This is a genomic window from Labrys sp. (in: a-proteobacteria), from assembly GCF_047605565.1.
Taxonomy (GTDB): Bacteria; Pseudomonadota; Alphaproteobacteria; order Rhizobiales; family Labraceae; genus Labrys; species Labrys neptuniae.
This window is the reverse complement of the sequence record NZ_JASGFM010000035.1, coordinates 24,149-44,765: the sequence shown is the minus strand read 5'-3', so window position 1 is coordinate 44,765 and position 20,617 is coordinate 24,149. Positions and strand designations below refer to the sequence as shown.

Below are 20,617 nucleotides of genomic sequence, written 5' to 3'. Positions count from 1 at the left end.
GTAGCACGACTTGGCCGCCGTTGGTCTGAGGGAACCTGCCCGCATGACGCCGGATGGGAGATGCCCGTCGACATGCAATCCAAGTCCCGCAGACTTCACTGCGGATAATATTTATTTCCTGACTATAATCTCACCTGCCGCCATGACAAGTCGGCTCTTCGTTTTTTTGATCCGGGCTCCCATCTATGGGAAGCCTGCAATGCGGACCTGCCAGCCCGCCATCGTGAACTTTGGTTCCCAAAGGTCAAGTCTCGTGGCGCGTTACCCACGGGCGGCGCACGCGTCGGCGTCGCCCATATAACCAGGCCAGTTTTCATAGAAGTGCTTGATCGAACATACCATATTTGCGATGGAGAACCCATGTCCGCTCCCGACTCCGACACGCCTCCCCATGCCGCGCCAAGCAAGACCTTGAGCGAAGCGGCCAAGCGCGCGCTCGCGGAGGCGGCCGAGCGCCGCAAAGCGGAGAAGCCGGCCGAGCGCCCGCGCGAGATCAATGGCCGCGACGGTCCCGAACCCGTGCGCTATGGCGACTGGGAAGTGAAGGGCATCGCTTCCGATTTTTGAAGCAGCCGCTGCCGGAACGATCGCATTTTTGCTGATCGCGGAATTGCCATAAGTATTGCTGGATTGTTTCCGGTCTATTTCTCCCGGTAAATTCGCTATCACGAATAGTTCACGCATCATATCTCGCTCGTGAATTGCGAGGAAGGACAGTGTGTCGTAGATTCAGGTCATTGCTTGTTCGTCCTCCTGTGGGTTTTTCAAGGAGAAGATCATGAAGATCTTTACGATTTCTACGATTGCAGCGTTTGGTATTGTCATTGCCGCTACGGCTGCCAATGCCCATGGCCGTCTCGTTACCGGGCCAGAACTCTATGGTGCACCCGCGATGGTTCAGCAGACAGGCGAGAATGATCGCCAAACCAGCGTGAACGATAGCACCGCCCAGCCCCGCAAGGTCCACGCCGTCCGGCACGGCACCCGTCGCTTGCGCAATAGCGAGGCCTACTGAGCCCGCTCGCGCCGGACGTTTCATCACCTAGGCGTAGAAAGACGTTCTTTTCCACTCAATCATAGTGAAGCGATATTGTGCGCCGCCCCGCTTGCCGGGGCGGTTTTTTTGTTGGGGTGCCGATCCCTGTTCCCTCGGCGATTTCGCCGGGGTCTCGGGGTTTGTTAAGCCCGTGGTAACCATGATCGGTGCCAAGATGACGGGTCGCTTCGTCATGTCTGGTTCCCTCATCGGGGACCTGCACCTTCAAATTTCCTTGCATAGCCGCCGAATGGCCTCTTCCGGCGGGAGTCAAGGGGAGGGTAAAGTGAACTGATTCGGGGGACGGGTTCACGGTCATGCAGACCGGGAGGCCGTGCTTCCGCGCAAGGCCGGACGTCATTCGCAATGGCAGCCGGTTCCCTTTGCGGGCAGGGCCGGTCTCCATTCGGTCCGCGGTGCCCGCAAATGTGCGAGGGCAGGGCACGTCGGTGCCTGCGCCCTTGGCAGACGGGGTCGCAGCAGCCTGGTGGTTTCCGCCCGAAGGACGGGCGAGGCCGCCGCGGTCCTGCCAACGTCGCGTTGCGTTTCAGGGTGAGCGGAACGTCATTCGCCGGCGCCTGTCCGGTACCGAAGGGATTCGTCGAAGCAAGATGCGACAGGACAGACGGCAAGGCAGGCACGAAGGAACGGGATTGTCGGGGTGGTCCCGGTTCTCGGCCTTCCTACGCGCCGGCATTTTCCTGACGATCATGCTGCCGGTGTCCGCGGCCCTGGCTGCCGATACCGTGCCGGCGGCATCGGGCCTGTTCGGCAATCTTTCCAGCGCCGATCGCCGCATCCTTGCCATGCTGGCCCTGTTCGCCGGCCTGCTGATCCTGGCGACGGGCCTGGCCGTGTTCTATCTGCGTGCCCGCAATGCCTGGCTCAAGCGCGACCGCGCCGCCAAGGCCGAAGCGCAGGCGCTGGCCGCTCGTGCCGAACGCGCCGAGGCCCTGCTGATGTCCGAGCCGCAGTTGATCGCGGTCTGGTCGGGCACCGAGGATCTGCCGCTGCTTTCGGGCGAACTGCCGGGGGTCACCATCTCGTCCTCCCGTCGCGGCCTGATCGGCACGGGGTGGCTCGATTATCACGATACCCGCACGCTGGAAGAGCAAATCGCGGCGCTGCGCGGGCGCGGCGAGAGCTTCCACATGGTGGCGCGCTCGCGCCATGGCGGTTATATCGAGGCGGATGGCCGCGCCATTGGCGGGCGCGCCGTGCTCCGATTGCGCGACGTCACCGGCGACCGCCTGGAACTCGCCCGTCTCGCCGACCGGCACCGCCGCGCCAGCGAGGAGATCGAGGCGATCCGCTCCCTGCTCGACGAGGCGCCGGTGCCGCTCTGGCTGCGCAATGCCAATGACAAGCTGGTCTGGGTCAACAAGGCCTATGCCAGGGCGGTCGACGCCCAGGACGAGAACGACGTGCTGAGCGGCGACGTCGAACTGCTCGACCGGCCGGCCCGCGAGGAGGCCAACGCTGCGCGTCACGACGGCAAGCCCTTCCTCAAACGCGTGCCGGCGGTGGTCGGCGGCGCCAGGCGCACGCTCGACGTCATCGATATTCCTTCTTCGCGCGGTTCGGCCGGCATGGCGATCGACGTGTCGGAGGTCGAGACGATGCGGGCCGATATCGGCCGCCAGATCGAAGCGCATGTACGCACGCTCGACCAACTCGCCACCGCCGTGGCGATCTTCGACGCCGACCAGCATCTCACCTTCTACAACGCGTCCTTTGCCGCTCTCTGGCAGCTCGATGCCGCCTTCCTCGACGGCAGGCCGACCGACAGCGAGATCCTCGACCGCCTGCGTGCCCAGCGCCGCCTGCCGGAACAGGCCGATTTCAGGGCCTGGAAATCGAAGCTGCACGAGGCCTATCGCGCCTTCGAGCCTGCCGAACACTGGTGGCACCTGCCCGATGGCCGCACCTCGCGCGTGGTCACCACGCCCAACCCGGCCGGCGGCGTCACCTATCTGTTCGAGGACGTCACCGAGCGCATCGACCTGGAGGCCCGCTACAAGGCCCTCTCGCGCGTCCAGGGCGAAACGCTGGAGAATCTGAAGGAAGGCGTCGCCGCCTTCGGTTCCGACGGCCGCCTGCGTCTGTCCAACCCGGCCTTCGCCGCGATCTGGCGATTGCCTCAGGAGATGCTGGAGCAGCGCCCCCATATCGACGACGTGGTATCGCGCTGCTCGGTGCTGTTCCGCGACGAGGCGGTGTGGCAGGCGCTCAAGGGCGTGATCACCTCCTTCGGCGATGCCCGCCATTCCACCGACCAGCGCATGATGCGGGTCGATGGCACGGTCATCGACGTCGCCACCGTGCCGCTGCCGGATGGCGGCACGCTGGCCACCTTCACAGACGTCACCGATTCGGTGAATTTCGAGAACGCCTTGGTCGAGAAGAACGAGGCGCTGGAGGAAGCCGCCCGCCTCAAGAACGACTTCGTCCACCACGTTTCCTACGAACTGCGCTCGCCGCTGACCAATATCATCGGCTTCGTGCAACTGATGGCCGATGGTGCTGCCGGGCCGCTGAACGAGAAGCAGCGCCAATATGCCGGCTACATCAAGACCTCCTCGGACGCGCTCTACGCCATCATCAACAACATCCTGGACCTCGCGACCATCGATGCCGGCGCCATGACGCTCGACCTCGGCAAGGTCGATATCCGCGAAGCCATGCAGGGCGTGGCCGAGGCGGTGCAGCCGCGTCTGGCCGAGACCGGCGTCCGGCTGGAGATGAAGGCGAGCCAGGCGATCGGCAATTTCGAGGCCGACGGCCAGCGCGTGCGCCAGGTGTTGTTCAACCTGCTCTCCAATGCCATCGGCTTCTCGCAGGCCGGCGGCACCGTGACGCTCTCGGCCCTGCGCAAGGGCCAGGAGATCGTCTTCCGGGTCGAGGACCGCGGCCGTGGCATTTCCCAGGCGGTGATCGACCGGGTCTTCGACCGTTTCGAATCGCATGGCGGCTCGAGTGGCCATCGCGGCGTCGGCCTCGGCCTGTCCATCGTGCGCTCCTTCGTGGAGCTGCATGGCGGCACGGTCGAGCTGGTCTCCGAGGAAGGCCGCGGTACCATCGTCACTTGCCGCTTCCCGGTCGACGCCTCCGTCCACAGGGAGGCGGCCGAATGAGGATATCAGGTCATCCCGTGCGCATTGCGGCGCGTAGCGCTGCAACGCTGACACGGGATCGCAAGACAAACGAGCCTCACTTACAGAGCGGTCCCGTGTCTGCATCGCGCCACTTCGTGCCGCAATGCGCATGGGATGACATTAAAGGCCCAGCCCATTGACCGATCTCCTGACCCACCAATGGACAGTCGACCTGCCGAGCGAAGCGGCGACCGAGCTGCTGGCCCGTGACCTGGCGGCGACGCTTCGGGCCGGCGATCTCATTACCCTCTCGGGCGATCTCGGTGCCGGCAAGACTGCCTTTGCCCGCGCCCTGATCCGCGAGATCGCCGAGGATCCGGAGCTGGAAGTCTCCAGCCCCACCTTCACGCTGATCCAGCTCTACGACACGCCCGCCTTTCCGATCGTGCATGCCGATCTCTATCGCATCGGCCATGCCAGCGAGCTGGACGAACTGGGCTGGGACGAGGCGCCCGACGGCGCGCTGGTGCTGGTGGAATGGCCCGAGAAGGCCGGCGAGACGCTTCCCGCCGACCGGCTCGACCTCCGTTTCGTGCATGCCGGCCGCAGCGAGACCGCGCGGCGCGCGACGCTGACGGGCACGGGAGACTGGTCCGCCCGGCTGCGCCGCTTTTCCCAGACCGGCGATTTCCTGCGCCATGCCGGCTGGCAGGATGCGGCACGCGAACATGTCCAGGGCGACGCCTCGACCCGTTCCTATGCCCGGCTGAGGCGCGGGCAGAACACGGTGATCCTGATGAACTCGCCGGCCCGGACCGACCGCACGCCGGTGCGCTATGGCAAGACCTACAGCCAGATCGCCCATATCTCCCAGGATGTGAAGCCCTTCGTGGCCATGGCCAGGGGCTTGGCGGAACGCGGCTTCTCGGCCCCGCAGATCCTCAAGGAGGATCTGCTGCACGGCCTGCTCCTGCTGGAGGATTTCGGCACGGACTTCATCGCCGAGGACGGCAAGCCGGTGGCCGAGCGCTATGGCGTCGCCATCGACCTGCTCGCCCACCTGCATGGCACGGAGCTGCCGGATACGCTGCCGGTCGCTTCCGCCATCAACCACAAGATCCCGCCCTTCGATCACGGCGCCCTCGATATCGAGGTCGAGCTGCTGATCGAATGGTACATGCCGATGATCGGCGCACCGCAGTTGTCGCAGCGCAATCGCGACCATTTCACGGCGCTCTGGCGCTCGGCGCTCGCCCCCGTCGTCAAGGGCGAGCAGAGCTGGCTGCTGCGTGACGTTCATTCGCCGAACCTGATGTGGCTGCCCCAGCGCGAGGGCATCAAGCGTATCGGCCTGCTCGACTTCCAGGACGCGATGATCGGCCCGCCCGCCTATGACGTGGCCTCGCTCTGCCTCGATGCGCGGGTGGACGTGGACCAGGAGCTCGAGCTCCAGCTCCTGACGCGTTATGTCAAGGCGCGCCGCGGCGCCGACGCCGCCTTCGATCCGGCCGGCTTCGCGCGCGCCTATGCGGTGATGGCGGCCCAGCGCAACACCAAGCTTCTCGGCTTGTTTGCCCGCCTCGACAAGCGCGACGGCAAGCCCGCTTATCTCAGGCACATTCCGCGCATCCGCGCCTATCTCGACCGCGCTTTGGCCCATCACACCTTGGCCGATCTCAGGGAGTGGTTCGAGACCTTCGTCTTCGCGATAGAAGCCAGAGTATCATGACCCGCCCTTTTTCGACCGCCATGCTGCTGGCCGCCGGGCTCGGCAAGCGCATGCGCCCCCTGACCGACGTCAGGCCCAAGCCGTTGATCGAGATCGCCGGCAAGCCGCTGATCGATCACGTGCTTGACCGCCTCGCGGCATCGGGCGTGGAAAAGGCGGTCGTGAACGTTCACTATCTCGCCGAGCAGATGGAAGCCCATCTTTCCGGCCGGCGGCATCCGAAGATCCTGATCTCCGACGAGCGCGCGGGCCTGCTCGATTCCGGCGGCGGCGTGCGCAAGGCCCTGCCCTTGCTTGGCAAGGCGCCCTTCATCGTCTGCAATTGCGACAGTTTCTGGATCGAGGGGCCGCAGAACAATCTCGAGGCCCTCGAGGCGGCCTGGGATCCCGAACGCATGGACATCCTGATGCTGGTGGCGGCGACGGCGACCAGCATCGGCTTCGACGGCCGGGGCGACTATCATCTCGACAGCGCCGGCCTGCTCTCCCGCCGGCGCGAGAACGAAACCGCACCCTTCGCCTATGCGGGGGTGCTGCTGATCAAGCCGGACCTGTTCGAGGGCACGCGCGAGATCTTCTCCCTGAACCGCTTGTTCGATGCGGCCGAGACCAAGGGAAGGCTGTTCGGCCGGCGCCTCGACGGTATCTGGCTCCATGTCGGCACGCCCGAAGCGGTGGGAGAGGCCGAAGCCAAGATCGCGCAATCGGCGGTGGACTAATTTCATCGCACCGCCGATGGGAGGCTGGCGGTCCCGGAAAGCTTCCCACTCCGGCCGCGACCCGCTATAAAGGCCTCCCGCTGGAGCCTCTTCATGCTCGATCCCACCGCCCTCGCCGTCTATGCCGGCGCGCTGTTCGTGGCCGCGGCCCTGCCGGGGCCGGGCGTCGCGGCGCTGGTGGCGCGCGTGCTCGGCAAGGGTGCGCGCGAGAGCCTGGGCTTTGCCGTCGGCATCGCCCTGGGCGACCTGGTCTGGCTCGGCTTCGCCGCAGCGGGCCTGGCCGTGCTGGCGCAGAGCTTTTCGGGCGTCTTCCTGGCGATCAAATATGCAGGCGTCGCCTATCTGCTCTATCTGGCCTGGAAATTATGGACGACGGCGAACCTCGTCCAGGCCGTCGACCGCGACACAAGCCGTGAGAACGGCTGGCGCAGCTTTCTCGGCGGCCTCTCGATCACCCTCGGCAACCCCAAGGTGATGGTGTTCTACACCGCGCTCCTGCCCAACCTGATCGATCTCGGCCACCTTTCGCCGGCCAGCTTCGTCGAGCTTGCCATCGTCACCGAAGCGGTGCTCACCGCCGTGTTCGCCTTCTACATCGTGCTGGCCGGCCGGGCCCGCTCGCTGCTATCAAGCCCCCGCGCCATGCGGCTTCTGGCCAGGAGCTGCGGCACCGTGATCGCCGGCACGGCCGTGACGATCGCAACGCGATGAAAGATCGCCGTCATCCACCGATAAATATCTGATAAATCACAAAAATGTGCCGTTTTGGCATGAAATTCGGCACGGGAATCCCTATATTCCTTTCCGAATCAAGGAATGAGTTGCTCAATGGCTGAACCCGCTTTGTCCGAAACGCCCGAAAACGAATATGGCGCCGACAGCATCAAGGTGCTCAAGGGCCTGGACGCGGTGCGCAAGCGCCCCGGCATGTATATCGGCGACACGGATGACGGTTCGGGCCTGCACCACATGGTCTATGAGGTCGTCGACAACGCCATCGACGAGGCGCTGGCCGGCCATGCCGACATCGTCACGGTGACGCTGAACCCCGACGGCTCGGTCACCGTCACCGACAATGGCCGCGGCATCCCCACCGCCATCCACCCCGAAGAGGGCGTGTCGGCGGCCGAAGTGATCATGACGCAACTCCATGCCGGCGGAAAGTTCGACCAGAACTCCTACAAGGTCTCGGGCGGCCTGCATGGCGTCGGCGTGTCCGTGGTCAACGCGCTCTCCTCCAAGCTGACGCTGCGCATCTGGCGCGACGGCGGCGAGCATGTCATGAGCTTCAGCCATGGCGATGCCGATGCACCGCTCAAGATGGTGGGGCCGGCCGGCGACAAGCGCGGAACCGAGGTGACCTTCCTGCCCTCGACCGAGACTTTCACCAAGACCGAATTCGACTATGCCACGCTGGAGCGGCGCCTGCGCGAGCTCGCCTTCCTCAATTCCGGCGTGCGCATCGTGCTGACCGATCGCCGCCATGGCGGCGAAAAGAGCGAAGAGCTGATGTATGAGGGCGGCCTCGACGCCTTCGTGCGCTATCTCGACCGCTCCAAGACCGCCCTGGTGCCGGCGCCGATCTATGTGAAGGTCGAGCGTGACGGCATCGGCGTGGAAGCGGCGATGTGGTGGAACGACAGCTATCACGAGACGGTGCTGTGCTTCACCAACAACATCCCCCAGCGCGATGGCGGCACCCATCTCGCCGGCCTGCGCGCCGCGCTGACCCGCCAGGTCACCTCCTACGCCCAGTCCTCCGGCATCTCCAAGAAGGAGAAGGTGGAGATGACGGGCGACGATTGCCGCGAGGGTCTGACCTGCGTGCTCTCGGTGAAGGTGCCGGATCCCAAGTTCTCGTCCCAGACCAAGGACAAGCTGGTGTCCTCCGAGGTGCGGCCGGTGGTCGAGAGCGCCATGAACGAGGCCTTGTCGACCTGGTTCGAGGAGCATCCTGCCGAGGCCAAGACCATCGTCGGCAAGGTGGCCGAGGCCGCCGCTGCCCGCGAGGCCGCGCGCCGGGCCCGCGAACTCACCCGCCGCAAGGGCGTGCTCGACGTCGCCTCCCTGCCCGGCAAGCTCGCCGATTGCCAGGAGCGCGATCCGGCCAAGGCCGAACTCTTCATCGTCGAGGGTGACTCGGCCGGCGGCTCGGCCAAGCAGGGCCGTGCCCGCGAATACCAGGCCGTGCTGCCGTTGCGCGGCAAGATCCTCAATGTCGAGCGGGCCCGCTTCGACAAGATGCTGTCGTCGGAACAGATCGGCACGCTGATCACCGCGCTGGGCACCGGTATCGGCTCGGAGGAGTTCAATCCCGACAAGCTGCGCTACCACAAGATCATCATCATGACGGACGCCGACGTCGACGGCAGCCATATCCGCACGCTGTTGTTGACCTTCTTCTTCCGCCAGATGCGCGAGATCATCGATCGCGGCCATGTCTATATCGCACAGCCGCCGCTCTATAAGGTCTCCCGTGGCAAGTCCGAGCAATATCTCAAGGACGAGCGTGCACTCGAGGACTATCTGATCGACACCGGCGTCGAAGGCTCGGTGCTGCGGCTCGGCAGCGGCGAGGAGCGGGCCGGCCAGGACCTGCGCAGCGTCATCACCGATGCACGTACCATCCGTACCCTGCTCGGCCAGCTCCACAGTCGCTATGACCGCACCGTGGTGGAGCAGGCGGCCATCGCCGGCGCACTGAACATCGGCGTGGTCGCCGACCCAGCGCTGGCCCAGCAGGCAGCCGAGGAAACCGCCCGCCGTCTCGACGCTATCGCCGAGGAGTTCGAGCGTGGCTGGACCGGCCATGTCGACAAGGGTGGCTATGTCTTCGAACGCATGGTGCGCGGCGTCAAGGAAGCCCATACGCTCGATGCCCAGTTGCTCGCCACCGTCGATGCCCGCCTGCTCGATGATCGTTCCCGGGCGCTACGCGAGGTCTATGGCAAGCCGGCCATCCTTACCCGCCGCGGCGAGGAGATCGAGATCCATGGCCCCGTGGCCCTGTTCGAGACGCTGACCAACGCTGCCCGCAAGGGCCTGTCGCTGCAGCGCTACAAGGGCCTGGGCGAGATGAACCCCGACCAGCTCTGGGAAACGACGCTCGACCGCAATGTCCGCTCCCTGCTCAAGGTGCAGGTCAAGGAAGTGGTCGAGGCCGAGGACATCTTCACCAAGCTGATGGGTGACATCGTCGAGCCGCGCCGCGAGTTCATTCAGGACAACGCGCTGACGGCCCAGGTCGACGCCTGAGCTCCCAGCCGGTATAATTCATCGGAGAAATCGGTCCCGCTTCACGAGGAAGCGGGACCGCGCCTCGGGCCTGCAAGCCCTGAAGGTCGCCACGGGGGCGGCTGGCTATGGCAACATTTCGAGGTCGGTCGGCCCTGGCTGCGTTCCCGCCGCCGTCAGCATCGCGTGGATCTGGCCGCGGTGATGGGTCTGGTGATTGAAGAGCTGAACGACGCACAGGGCCTTGGGCTTCTCGATCCGGTTTGAACCTGCGCCGGGACGCCAGCCGACCATGCCATCGAGGTCCGCGTCGAGCAGCCTGGCTGCCCATTCTTCGATCTCTTCGTTTCGCCGTGAACGAAGCCTCTTGAAATCATCCCAATCCGACGGGCTCGTGAGAGAGTGCCTGATGTGGTCCTCCGGGCGCTCATTCCCTTTCAAGCGCTGCAGGATCAGGGCATCGGCCCAATAGAGATGGTTCAGCGTCGCCGCAATTGACTGGAAGAAAGCCCCCCGATCCTTCCAGCGATCCGCAGGCGTGAGTTCATCGGCAGCAGCGACCAGGGAAGCGTTCTGCCAGGTGTTGTAGCGGGCCATGAGGCGGCAATAGGCGGCGGAGATCATCGTCTCGGGCTCCAAGGATTGAGGGCGACCGGTTGCGGGGCGATATAGCGTTTTGTGATTTCCTGGAATCACCAAGAATCGCAAAGACGCGTCAAAACAATGAGTTAGGGAAAAGCAGCGGTTACGTGTAAACGCGCTTTGCTCCAGACGGCACGAGCAGGAACCGCCGGCATGGGAACGGACCGTTGATCCGGGCAAGCCAGGCGAATGCGGGGATGGCAGGGGAGAGGGAGGGAAGGGGCGGTTTGCTCTGAAGCCGCCAAAGTCGCGCCTAGTCATCCGGCGTTCGATAGGCCCGAGGCCTCATGGACTGGTTTGACCTGTCCTTGGCTGAGTCTATGGGCTCAGTCATCGAAACGGATCCGGTTCCCCATGATCCGTTGCCACCTATAATAGCAGAACTCAGGGGCGAGTTGAACCCTGGAATCACCGCCCGGAATCGCCGGGCTGGAATCGCCTGGTACCTTCCCGGGCGAGGCGGCCGGCGGGTGTGACATGACGGGCTGGCCGTGCCATAAGCGATTTTCCCATGCCTCGACACGGTTTCGCCATGCCAGATATTGCCGCCCTGCAAGATGCCTTCATCCCGGAACTGCCGAATTACTATCGTGGCAAGGTCAGGGAGAACTATGATCTTGCCGATGGGCGCCGCATCATCATCGCCACGGACCGCCTGAGCGCCTTCGACCGGGCGATCGCCAGCATCCCCGGCAAGGGGCAGGTGCTGACGCAGACCGCCCGCTACTGGTTCGAGCATACCGGCGACATCTGCCCGAACCATGTGCTCGACTATCCCGATCCCAATGTCGTGGTCGGGCAGAGATTGACCATCCTGCCGGTTGAGATCGTGGTGCGCGGCTATCTTGCCGGCACGACGGGGACTTCCATCCTCACGCTCTACAAGCAGGGCCAGCGCGAAATGTATGGCGCGCGTTTTCCCGACGGACTGCGCGACAACCAGGCCTTGCCGCAGGCGATCATCACACCCACGAGCAAGGCTTTCGACGGGGGGCATGACGAGCCGCTTTCCGCCAATGAAATCATCGCCAAGGACCTGCTCAGCCCGCGGCAATGGGAGGAAGTCTCCGGTTATGCCCTGGCGCTGTTCGCCCGCGGCCAGGCCCTGGCGCAGGAGAAGGGTCTGATCCTGGCCGACACGAAGTATGAGTTCGGCACCGACGGCGAGGGGCGCATCATCCTGGCGGATGAAATTCATACGCCCGATTCCAGCCGATACTGGTTTGGCGCCAGCTATCCCGCCCGCTTCGCCGCCGGCGAGAAGCCCGAAAGCTTCGACAAGGATTTCGTGCGCAACTGGGTTGCCGCGCGCTGCGATCCCTATAAGGAAGCGATTCCCGCCATCCCCGCCGAGTTGATCGCCGAAACCTCGAAGGTCTATATTCAGGCCTATGAGACGATAACCGGGCAAGCCTTCGAAATCCCACCCGGGGCAGAGAATCCGCTGGAGCGCATCCGCCGCAATCTCGCCCGTTACTTCTAGATCATCGTACCGGAAGACCGGCGCCGGTTCTTGGCGAATGTGACGTGATCTCAAAGGCCTGCTTCATCGGATCCGGTGAAGCGGGAAGCGGGGCCTGCTGGCATCTTCCCAACCCGTCAGGGCCGGTGCTTCCGTGCGAGGTGAAGGCATTACTATCGCCTATGTTGCGGAGCCGGGGCAGCACTACTTGTTGGCAGGATACGGGATGGAACGAAGATCTCCTTCCCTGGAGCAAACGTCCTGCAGGTACGCCGACGTTGCACGCCCGTGAGCTTGAGTAAATTTTCGTGCGCCCTTCCTCAAGAAAACAAGAAACCTTCGACGTGTATTGAATATTGTTTTCGATGATTTGAATTTACTTTTTATATGAACAGGAAAAATGACAATTCGATATAAGCTTGTTATTTTACAGATAGCGGGACATGTTGCAATTGCCGGGCTCATGTGCAAATGTTCCTCTGCGTCATGATGAAATTGCGGTGCGGACGAAATGCCGGGCTGCAGTGAGGCCGGCTGATGAGGCGGGTGCAGCCGGCGGCGATCAGGTGTCGCGCCGGGGCCATTACATAGTTCTGCGGCCGTTGCCGGCAGGGCGGATGCTTCTTGAGCCTCGGAAGGCACCTCGCATCGTAAAGACGCGTGGAAACAAAGAGTTGGAACAAATAGGCGTCCAGGCGCAAGCGCGTATTGTTCTGGACAGGACGAGGTCAGGATGCAGCGTCATTCCATGTTCCCCGGCAATCAGGCTGCCAAACCGCATTTCCTGCTGCTCGATGGTTTGCGCGGCTTTGCTGCATTCTGCGTGATGCTGATCCATCTCGGCAGCTGGCTGGCCGTGCCGTGGGTCGCGAGAAACAGCTATCTGGCGGTCGACCTGTTCTTCTGCCTCAGCGGTTATGTGCTGTCCTACGCCTATATGGGCCAGGCCCGTACGATGGACAGTTTCGAATTTCTGCGCGTCCGCCTGCTGCGCCTGTTGCCGCTGACGGTGCTCGCCCTTGCCATCAGCGCCAGCTATCTGGTCGCTCGCGGCGCTTTCGAGCGCGCACCGGTGCCCTATGCCGAATTGCTGAATGCGCTGATGCTCTCCACCTTCAGCCTGCCGAATTTCAGCGCTCCCGCCGAGATCGGGGGTCCCAGCTTCTTCCCGCTGAACGCGCCGCAATACACCATCCTGCTGGAGCTCACCGCGAATCTGGTGTGGTGGCGCCTGCGACACACCAATTTGGAGAAGGTGGCGGCCGCCCTTGCCTTGGCCTGCCTGTGCATCCTGATGGTTACCGGTCTGGGCGGGGATACCCCCAATACGTTCCTCTCCGGTTTTCCGCGTGTCGGCGCCTCGTTCTTCATCGGCGTCGTGCTCTACCAGATGCGAGACAGGTTGCCGGCGTGGCGGGGATGGACCGTGACATTCTGGCTGCTGGCCGGCGCGATGGCCGTCCTGTTCTTCTGGCCGACGGAACTGCCGCGGGTCGTGCAACTCACCTGGGTGGCGCTGCTTTCGCCCGCCCTGGTCGCCGTGGGCGCCAGGGTCCAATGCTCGGGTGGGCTTGCCTCATTCTGTTCGGCGGCAGGCACTGTATCCTACCCGCTCTATTGTCTGCATTTCCCAATCTTCTGCTGGGTCAACGGCCTGTATCGTTCCTTCTTCGGGGCGCAGAATTTCTATGTCGAGGCTCCCATCGTTGCGGTCGTCGCGATCATCGCCAGCTTGCTGGCGCATTACTGCTACGATGTTCCCATTCGTCGCTATCTCGGTACCCGGGCAAGGCGCGCGCATGCCTGATGCTTCGCTCGCTAACGCTTTGTTTCGAAAGGTTTTTGTAATTTCACGTGACGGCATCGAACCGCAACACACCGAGGCGACGGCAGCGCGGGCAAACGATGGCTTGATCTCGCGGGCATGAGCTGTCAGTATCCGCGCCGGGCAACCATGGCAGGCGGGGCATAATCCTGCTGCCGGTCAAAAAGCCTGATTCGCTCCTGATCCAACCAAGACTGATCAAAGGCAATACCTAAGGAAAGGGCTGTTCTCCCGAGGCCTTTTCCGGCGTTTGATCGATATTGCAAAGCTGAAACAGTAACTTAAGTAGTCCCTCGCGCAGTTGTGTGCTCGCAATGCACATGTCGCGCAGGCCGATACTTGGCAAATCGTTAATTGGAAGGCATGTTGTGCCGCCTTCACCATCCAGGACGGGAGACAAATAGCAAATCCATTTCCCCGGTTCTCAACAAGGAGGATTTACATGTCCCATACCGGAAGCGATCATACCCTTGCCCAGACCTGCACGTCCTCGGTGCCCGTCGGTACGGACCTCTTCAGGCAGGCCCGCGAGGCCAAGGGATACAGCAGGGAAGACCTCGCGGTCACCTGCGGTCTCACGGTCGATGAGATAGAAGACCTCGAACTGGGCAACAATGCCAGCCCCGCCCATCTGCGTCGCGTTGCGGCCGCACTCGGCCTGCCCAGCGAATAACCGGCTGAGCCTCCCTTCCGAACCGCCTCACGAGCCTGACGTCCCAAGGAAGCATAGGCTTTTCGTGGCGGTTCAACATAGCGAGCCGGACCGAGAACCGAAAACTGGTGTCGCTACAGTTCATTCAATCGTCTCATGACCAAAGATTTCAGGCTGGCGTTTTCCGGGGGGTAAACCCAGCCGATCCGAGATCGGTCTGAAGCACCGTCTCACGGAAAATCTGTAAAAAACAAAATTGCGTCCCCGCTTCCATCCGGATGCGGGGACAGCGCGCATGAACCGGCCTGTCCTCGCGTGAAGAAGTGGGGGCAGCCGGGTTCGTGATCTTGCCATTGGCAGCACTTCGGGCCATGGAGCTTGTGATCCTTTCGATCCGCTTCTGGAGACCGGCGATGCCCCTCACCCTACCCCGTGTCATCGGGCATCGCGGCGCTGCCGCGCATGCGCCTGAGAACACGCTCGAATCGATCCGCTGCGCCGCAGCCTTCGGCGTTGCCATGGTCGAGATCGACGTGCAGCTCAGCAGGGACGAGGTGCCCGTCGTCATTCATGACGATACGCTGGAACGCACCACCACCGGTCGTGGCCCGGTCATCGATCTTACCTGGCGGGAACTCCAGGCCATCGACGCCGGTGCCCCCTTCGGCCGCCCTTTCACCGGTGAGCGCATTCCCGACCTGACTTCGGTGCTTGCGCTGTGCAAGGAGCTGCAGCTTGGCCTCAATGTCGAGATCAAGCCCTCGCCCGGCACCGATGTCCGGACTGCGGAGGTCGCCTTGAAGACGATCGATGCCTTTGGACCGATCGGGGCGCCGCTGGTTCTCTCGTCCTTCTCGGTCGAAAGCCTGGAAGCGGCCCGGGATCTCGCCCCGCTTCTGCCGCGCGGCTATCTGATCTGGGAGCGGCCGGCCGATTGGGCCGATATCGCCGACAGGGTGGCCGCCGCCTCCATCAATTTCGACCATGAGCAAGAGACGCCCGAGAGCATCGCCGCCTATAAGGCGACGGGGCGCCCGCTGCTGTCCTATACGGTCAACACCGCCGAGCGGGCGCGGGAGCTGTTCGCTTTGGGCGTTGCCGGCGTGTTCACCGATTTCCCGGGCCGAATCCTGCGGGTGGCCTGAAGCGTCAGGCCGGCGGCACAGTCCTGCCCTTGCCTTCGAGCCAGGCGCGGATGAGCTGGCGGTAGCGTGCCCCGTCGAAGCTTGGAAAATGCCCGCCATGCACGATGCGGACGGGCAGGCGCAGCAGCCGTTCCATCGAGGCGACATAGTCCTGCGCATTGGCGTGGTAGGTGTCCTCGATCAGCGGCCCGTCATAGAGGATGTCGCCGGAAAACAGCGTCGCCGTTTTCGCCTCCCATAGGGCGATGCCGCCCGGCGAATGGCCCGGCGTGTGGATGACCTCGAAGACGCGGTCGCCGAGATCGATGACGTCGCCGTCTTGCAGAATTCGGGTGGCCGGCGCCCGCTTCACGGCATAGCAGGCCGAGCAATAGGGCTCCGGCGGCAGGGCGTCGAAGATCTCGTCGGTGACATAGGGATCGGCCAGGGTGTTCTGCCGCGTCGGATTGGCGAGGAGGTCCGCCTCGGCGGCGTGCACCGCACGGCACTCGAACTCGTGATGGCAGCCGATATGGTCGAAATGGGTGTGGCTGGCCACCGCGATCAGGTCGCGCTCGGTGACCACAGGCACCCACTCGCGCAGGGAGACCACGCCCATGCCGCTATCGACCAGCATGTCGCGATCGCGCCCACGGACATGCCAGATGTTGCAGCGATAGAATTCCTGGATATAGGGCTCGCCGATGGCCGTGACGTCGTCGGCGAGGCGACGCACTTCATACCATTTGTCGGCGCTGATCCGCTGCATCGGGCGTTTTCCTGTCACTTGCTTCGCCGCGCACCCCATCCTGCCGGGTTACGCTGCCCCTCACCGTACCTCTCCCCGTAAGAACGGGGCGAGGAGGCGCACGTGTCGCGATTGATCCTCAGGTCGCTCATCTCGCCCAACCGTCGGGCGAGATAAGACGGTTTCGGTTCGAAATGCACGGTTGAAGTCCCCCTCGCCCCGTTTACGGGGTGTCGTCAACTCTCTTGAGTTGACTAGGGGTTAGGGTGAGGGGCTACGCGACCCTGACAATAAGGAGCAAAAACCAATTCCGGTCACGGCAAGATCACCACATCATCGGGCTTGACCGCAAGCGCCAGGGACTGGCCCTCCCTGAGGCTTGCCGATTGCGGCAGATGCGCTACCAGGGCCGGCCCGGCGGCAGGCTGGAGGTGGCAGCGGTAATGTGTGCCGAAGAAGGCCCCGCCCGTGACCCTGGCCTCGCCCAGCGAGACCGTCGGGCCCTGTTCGCCCGCCACCGGGCGGAAATGCTCGGGCCGGATGCACAGTGTCACCGCTTCCTTCTTGCGGGGCTCGCCCGCGGTGAAGCCGGCGCAGGGCAGCACGATACTGCCGAGGGCGGTGTCGATGCTGATATGATCGCCTGAGAGATCGGCGACCTCGCCAGGAATGAAATTGGCCTCGCCCATGAAGCCGGCCGAGAACAGCGAGCGCGGCCGCATATAGACCGTGGCGGGCGGGCCGACATCCTCGATATGGCCTGAATTCATCACCACGATGCGGTCGGCGATGGCCATCGCCTCCTCCTGGTCGTGGGTGACATGCACGAAGGTGGTGCCCACCCGCTTCTGGATCGCCTTCAATTCGTCCTGCATCTGGCGCCGCAGCTTGAGGTCGAGCGCCCCGAGCGGCTCGTCGAGCAGCAGCACGTCGGGGTCGACGGCGAGAGCCCGGGCGAGGGCGACGCGCTGGCGCTGGCCGCCCGACAATTCATGCGGCTTCTTGGCGGCAGCCTTGTCGAGGCCGACCAGGGCGAGATAGCCGAGCGCCTTCTCGTCGCGCTCCGCCCGGCCCATGCCGCGCATGCGCAGCCCGAAGCCGACATTGTCGATCAGGCGCATATGCGGGAAGAGCGCATAGTCCTGGAACATGGTGGTGGTCGGCCGGCGCGCCGGCGGCACATCCGTCATGTCCTTGCCGCCGATCAGCACCTGCCCCGAACTTGGCGTCAGGAAGCCGCCCAGGATCGAGAGCAGCGTGGTCTTGCCGCAGCCGGAGGGGCCGAGCAGCACGATGAACTCGCCGGCCGCGATCTCGAGGCTGACATCGTCGAGGGCGGTGAAGGCGCCGAAGGTCTTGCTGGCGTTGCGGACGGAAACCGAGGCGGTCATGATTTCGGGTCTTTCATGATTTCTTGGCCCTTCCGAAGACGGCGAGTTCGACGACGACCAGCACCAGGATCGAGATGAGGAAGACCAGCGAGCCGATGGCGTTGGTCTTGGGATTGAGGCCCGAGCGCAGCAGGTTCCAGATCTCGACGGGCAAAGTGACGTCGAAGCGCGAGAGCAGGAAGGCGATGATGAACTCGTCCCAGCTGAAGGTGACGGACAGGAAGAAGGCGGCCAGGATCGAGGGCATGAGCATCGGCGCGGTGACCAGTGCCATCACCTTGAGATCACTGGCGCCGAGGTCGCGGGCCGCCCGCTCGATATTGATGTGGTGGTCGCCCATCGAGGAATAGATGATGGCAAAGCACAGCGGCAAATTGATCACCACATGGCCGATGCTCACCGTCCACAGCGAGAGCGGCAGATGCAGGGCGTTCAGCACCGTCAGCAGGCCGAGCGCGATGATGAGGTAGCTCACCGTCATCGGTGCGATCAAAAGGCCGCGCTGCAGCGCCGAGCCCGGCAGCCTGTAGCGCGCCAGCGCATAGGCGGCGAGGAAGCCGAGCAGGCAGGCAACGATCGAGGAGCCGACGCCCACCAGGAGCGAATTGAGCATGGCGCCCATCAGCTTGCCGTCGGCGAACACCGCCCGGTACCATTGCAGCGAGGCACCATTGAAGGGCGGTACCGGCAGGCGGCCGTCCTGGAAGGAGAACAGCACCAGCACCGCCACCGGCAGGAAGATGAAGCCGAAGATCGCGACCGCATAGAGGCTGCTGAGAATGTCGGCGAGGGTCTTGCGCGCCATGCTCAGGCCCTCTCGATCTTCAGCCAGCGTGCGCAGGCGACATAGGCCGCCGTCACCACCACCATCAGAATGATCGACAGGGTGGCGGCCATGGGCAGGTCCGCCCGGCGCCCGAGCTGGAGCATGATGATCTGCGGCAGTACGAGCTCATTGTTGCCGCCGAGGATCTGCGGGGTGACATAGTCGCCGATGCAGAGCACGAAGGTGAGGAAGGCGCCCGTCATGATGCCGGGCAAAGTGAGGGGCAGCACCACGTGCCAGAAGGTCTGCAGGCCGTTGGCGCCGAGATCGGCCGCGGCCCGCCGGTAGTTCGGCGAGAGCTGGATCAGATTGGCATAGATGGTCAGCGTCAGCAGCATCACGAAGAAATGCACGAAGCCGATCACGGTGGCGGTGCGCGTCGAGGCGAGATCGAGCGGCTCGGCGATCACGCCGAGTCCCAGCAGGGCCTGGTTGATCACGCCGGCCTTTGAGAGCACCAGCAGCCAAGCATAGGACCGCACCACATAGGAGGTCCAGAACGGCAGCACGGCGAGGATGAGGGCGAGGCGCTGATAGCGCTTGGGCACGCGCTCGGCGATGATCCAGGCGAGGGGATAGGCCAGCAGCACGGAGAGCACGGTCACCATCGCCGTGATCTCCAGCGAATTGACCAGGCCCTTGAGCAGGGACTCCTTCTGGAAGAAGGCGAGGTAGTTGTTCAGATCCCAGCTCTGGATGATCTGACCGCCCTGCAGCGACCACAGGCTCATCGCCGCCATGAAGCCGAAGGGAACGACGAAGAAGGCCAGCGTCCAGCCGAGCGCCGGCAGGACGAAGCCCCAGGCCTTGCGGCGCTCGGCCGCTTCGAGGCTGGATGCGGTCATGGTCGATCCCTTATCCCGGGTGCGCGGACGTCTCGTCCGCTCTTGGAAGCGCTATGCTCGCGGGTAGGAAGAGCGGACGAGACGTTCGCGCACCCGGAAAGAATTCACTGCTGCATCATGTCGGTCCAGGCGTCCTGCATCTTCTTGTCGAGCTCGGCATTGGGCGCGGGATAGAGCTGGGCCTTGGCGAGATAGCCGGCCTGGTCGTTCCAGCGCAGAGCCGCCTTCTGGGCGTCGGTCAGATGCTCGCCGGCCTTCTTGTTGGCGGGCATCGCCCAGTAGCAGGAGGAGGTGGCGAGACGCGCCTGGCCTTCCGGGCTGAGGATGTACTGCACGAATTTCAGGGCGAGGTCCTTGTGGGCTGCATCCTTCATCACCCCGATCGACTGCGCCCAGCGCACGGCACCCTGGTCCGGCACGGTCCAGTCGAGATTGGGCTTTTCGGCCGCGAGCGCGGCGGTGATCCATTCGCCGCCACCGACCAGGATGTCGACTTCGCCGGTGGCCAGCGCCGTCTGCGAGGCGGTGACCTCGCTGACCTGCTTGGAGACCTTCTTCATGGCGGCGAGCTTGTCCTGGATGGCCGGCAGGTCGGCCTCCGACAGCTCGGCCGTCTTCTTGCCGAGGCCGACCTGAACCAGGCCCATGACCGGCAGGTAATAGTCATAGATGGCGATGCGACCCTTGTACTTGTCGGACCACATCACGCTGAGGTCCTGCATGTCCTTCGGGTCGACCTTGGTCTTGTCGTAGGAGATGGTGTTGTAGCCGAACTTCTCGGTGGCGGCGTAGATCTTGCCGTCCTTGGCATTCTGCGCCTCCATGCGCACTTCCGGGAAGGTGTCGGCCAGCGGCAGGGCCTCGGCCGGCATCTCGGCCAGGAGGTTCTGGTCGACGGCTCGCTTGACGTCGATGGCGTCGATCACCAGCACGTCCCAGTCGCCCGGCCGGGACTGGGCGATGATGGAAAGGCCCGCGCCGGTGCCTTCATAGGTCTTGAGGTTGACCTTGACGTTGTTGGCCTTCTCGAAGGGCTCGATCAGGGCCGGGTCGGTGTGGTCGCACCAGACCAGAGCGTTGAGCTCGTCGGCGGCACGGGCGGTTGCGGTGGCGGAAAGGCCGGCCACGCCGGCAAGGATGGTGGCGAGGAGGAGACGGCGCGCGGGCGCGCGGCTTGCGGGCGGTGTCATGGTTTACCTCTGGCTGGCGGCACGTCTTGATGGTGCTCTGATAAAGAAATTGAGTGAGTTCATTTTTTAAGTCAATATCAATTTTAGAGTACGTTCAGA

17 protein-coding genes are annotated in these 20,617 nt (G+C 63.8%); 11 read left to right on the top strand and 6 right to left on the bottom strand.

Going from position 1 to position 20,617, the window contains the following annotated elements; genetic code table 11:
- Positions 1-360 precede the first annotated feature (360 nt).
- From QM672_RS24805 to gyrB, 7 genes are all read left to right on the top strand, one after another.
- The gene (locus tag QM672_RS24805; RefSeq protein WP_415085804.1) at positions 361-567 is read left to right on the top strand and encodes a DUF1674 domain-containing protein; all 207 of its coding nucleotides are present in this window, start codon (positions 361-363) and stop codon (positions 565-567) included.
- Between the two features lie 211 nt (positions 568-778).
- Complete coding sequence (locus tag QM672_RS24800; protein ID WP_311934174.1) at positions 779-1,015, top strand: hypothetical protein; 237 nt, start codon at positions 779-781, stop codon at positions 1,013-1,015.
- Positions 1,016-1,689: 674 nt separating this feature from the next.
- On the top strand, positions 1,690-4,170 hold the full coding sequence (locus tag QM672_RS24795; RefSeq protein WP_311934175.1) for a PAS-domain containing protein: 2,481 nt from the start codon (positions 1,690-1,692) through the stop codon (positions 4,168-4,170).
- Between the two features lie 157 nt (positions 4,171-4,327).
- Entirely contained in the window at positions 4,328-5,860 is a 1,533-nt protein-coding gene (gene tsaE, locus QM672_RS24790) for a tRNA (adenosine(37)-N6)-threonylcarbamoyltransferase complex ATPase subunit type 1 TsaE (protein ID WP_415085801.1), read from the top strand.
- Entirely contained in the window at positions 5,857-6,579 is a 723-nt protein-coding gene (locus QM672_RS24785) for a nucleotidyltransferase family protein (protein WP_415085799.1), read from the top strand. The genes tsaE and QM672_RS24785 overlap by 4 nt, the downstream gene beginning before the upstream one ends.
- 93 nt (positions 6,580-6,672) lie before the next feature.
- Positions 6,673-7,290, top strand: coding sequence for a LysE family translocator (locus QM672_RS24780; protein WP_415085797.1), 618 nt, complete (start codon positions 6,673-6,675; stop codon positions 7,288-7,290).
- Between the two features lie 117 nt (positions 7,291-7,407).
- Complete coding sequence (gene gyrB / locus QM672_RS24775; protein ID WP_311934179.1) at positions 7,408-9,834, top strand: DNA topoisomerase (ATP-hydrolyzing) subunit B; 2,427 nt, start codon at positions 7,408-7,410, stop codon at positions 9,832-9,834.
- A 105-nt stretch (positions 9,835-9,939) separates the two neighbouring features.
- Here the strand turns inward: gyrB and QM672_RS24770 are convergent, their stop codons facing one another.
- Positions 9,940-10,437, bottom strand: coding sequence for a DinB family protein (locus QM672_RS24770; protein ID WP_311934180.1), 498 nt, complete (start codon positions 10,435-10,437; stop codon positions 9,940-9,942).
- A 550-nt stretch (positions 10,438-10,987) separates the two neighbouring features.
- On the opposite strand from QM672_RS24770, the gene QM672_RS24765 reads away from it, so the two are divergent.
- The 4 genes from QM672_RS24765 (at position 10,988) to QM672_RS24750 (ending at position 15,539) form a co-directional block, all read left to right on the top strand.
- Positions 10,988-11,938, top strand: a complete 951-nt coding sequence (locus QM672_RS24765) for a phosphoribosylaminoimidazolesuccinocarboxamide synthase (protein WP_415085794.1) — start codon at positions 10,988-10,990, stop codon at positions 11,936-11,938.
- Positions 11,939-12,650: 712 nt separating this feature from the next.
- On the top strand, positions 12,651-13,724 hold the full coding sequence (locus tag QM672_RS24760) for an acyltransferase family protein (protein WP_415085792.1): 1,074 nt from the start codon (positions 12,651-12,653) through the stop codon (positions 13,722-13,724).
- A 460-nt stretch (positions 13,725-14,184) separates the two neighbouring features.
- Positions 14,185-14,415, top strand: coding sequence for a helix-turn-helix domain-containing protein (locus tag QM672_RS24755; protein ID WP_156771368.1), 231 nt, complete (start codon positions 14,185-14,187; stop codon positions 14,413-14,415).
- Positions 14,416-14,807: 392 nt separating this feature from the next.
- Entirely contained in the window at positions 14,808-15,539 is a 732-nt protein-coding gene (locus tag QM672_RS24750) for a glycerophosphoryl diester phosphodiesterase (RefSeq protein WP_415085790.1), read from the top strand.
- Positions 15,540-15,543: 4 nt separating this feature from the next.
- Here QM672_RS24750 and QM672_RS24745 read toward each other — a convergent pair whose 3' ends face one another.
- From QM672_RS24745 to QM672_RS24725, 5 genes are all read right to left on the bottom strand, one after another.
- A complete protein-coding gene (locus QM672_RS24745) occupies positions 15,544-16,287 on the bottom strand; it encodes an MBL fold metallo-hydrolase (protein ID WP_415085788.1) in 744 nt (247 codons plus the stop codon).
- A gap of 293 nt (positions 16,288-16,580) precedes the next feature.
- The gene (locus tag QM672_RS24740; RefSeq protein ID WP_415085786.1) at positions 16,581-17,657 is read right to left on the bottom strand and encodes an ABC transporter ATP-binding protein; all 1,077 of its coding nucleotides are present in this window, start codon (positions 17,655-17,657) and stop codon (positions 16,581-16,583) included.
- 13 nt (positions 17,658-17,670) lie between these two features.
- Complete coding sequence (locus tag QM672_RS24735; RefSeq protein WP_415085783.1) at positions 17,671-18,462, bottom strand: ABC transporter permease; 792 nt, start codon at positions 18,460-18,462, stop codon at positions 17,671-17,673.
- Positions 18,463-18,464: 2 nt separating this feature from the next.
- Positions 18,465-19,328, bottom strand: coding sequence for an ABC transporter permease (locus tag QM672_RS24730; protein ID WP_415085781.1), 864 nt, complete (start codon positions 19,326-19,328; stop codon positions 18,465-18,467).
- 104 nt (positions 19,329-19,432) lie between these two features.
- Complete coding sequence (locus QM672_RS24725) at positions 19,433-20,518, bottom strand: spermidine/putrescine ABC transporter substrate-binding protein (protein WP_415085779.1); 1,086 nt, start codon at positions 20,516-20,518, stop codon at positions 19,433-19,435.
- Between the last annotated feature and the right edge of the window lie 99 nt (positions 20,519-20,617).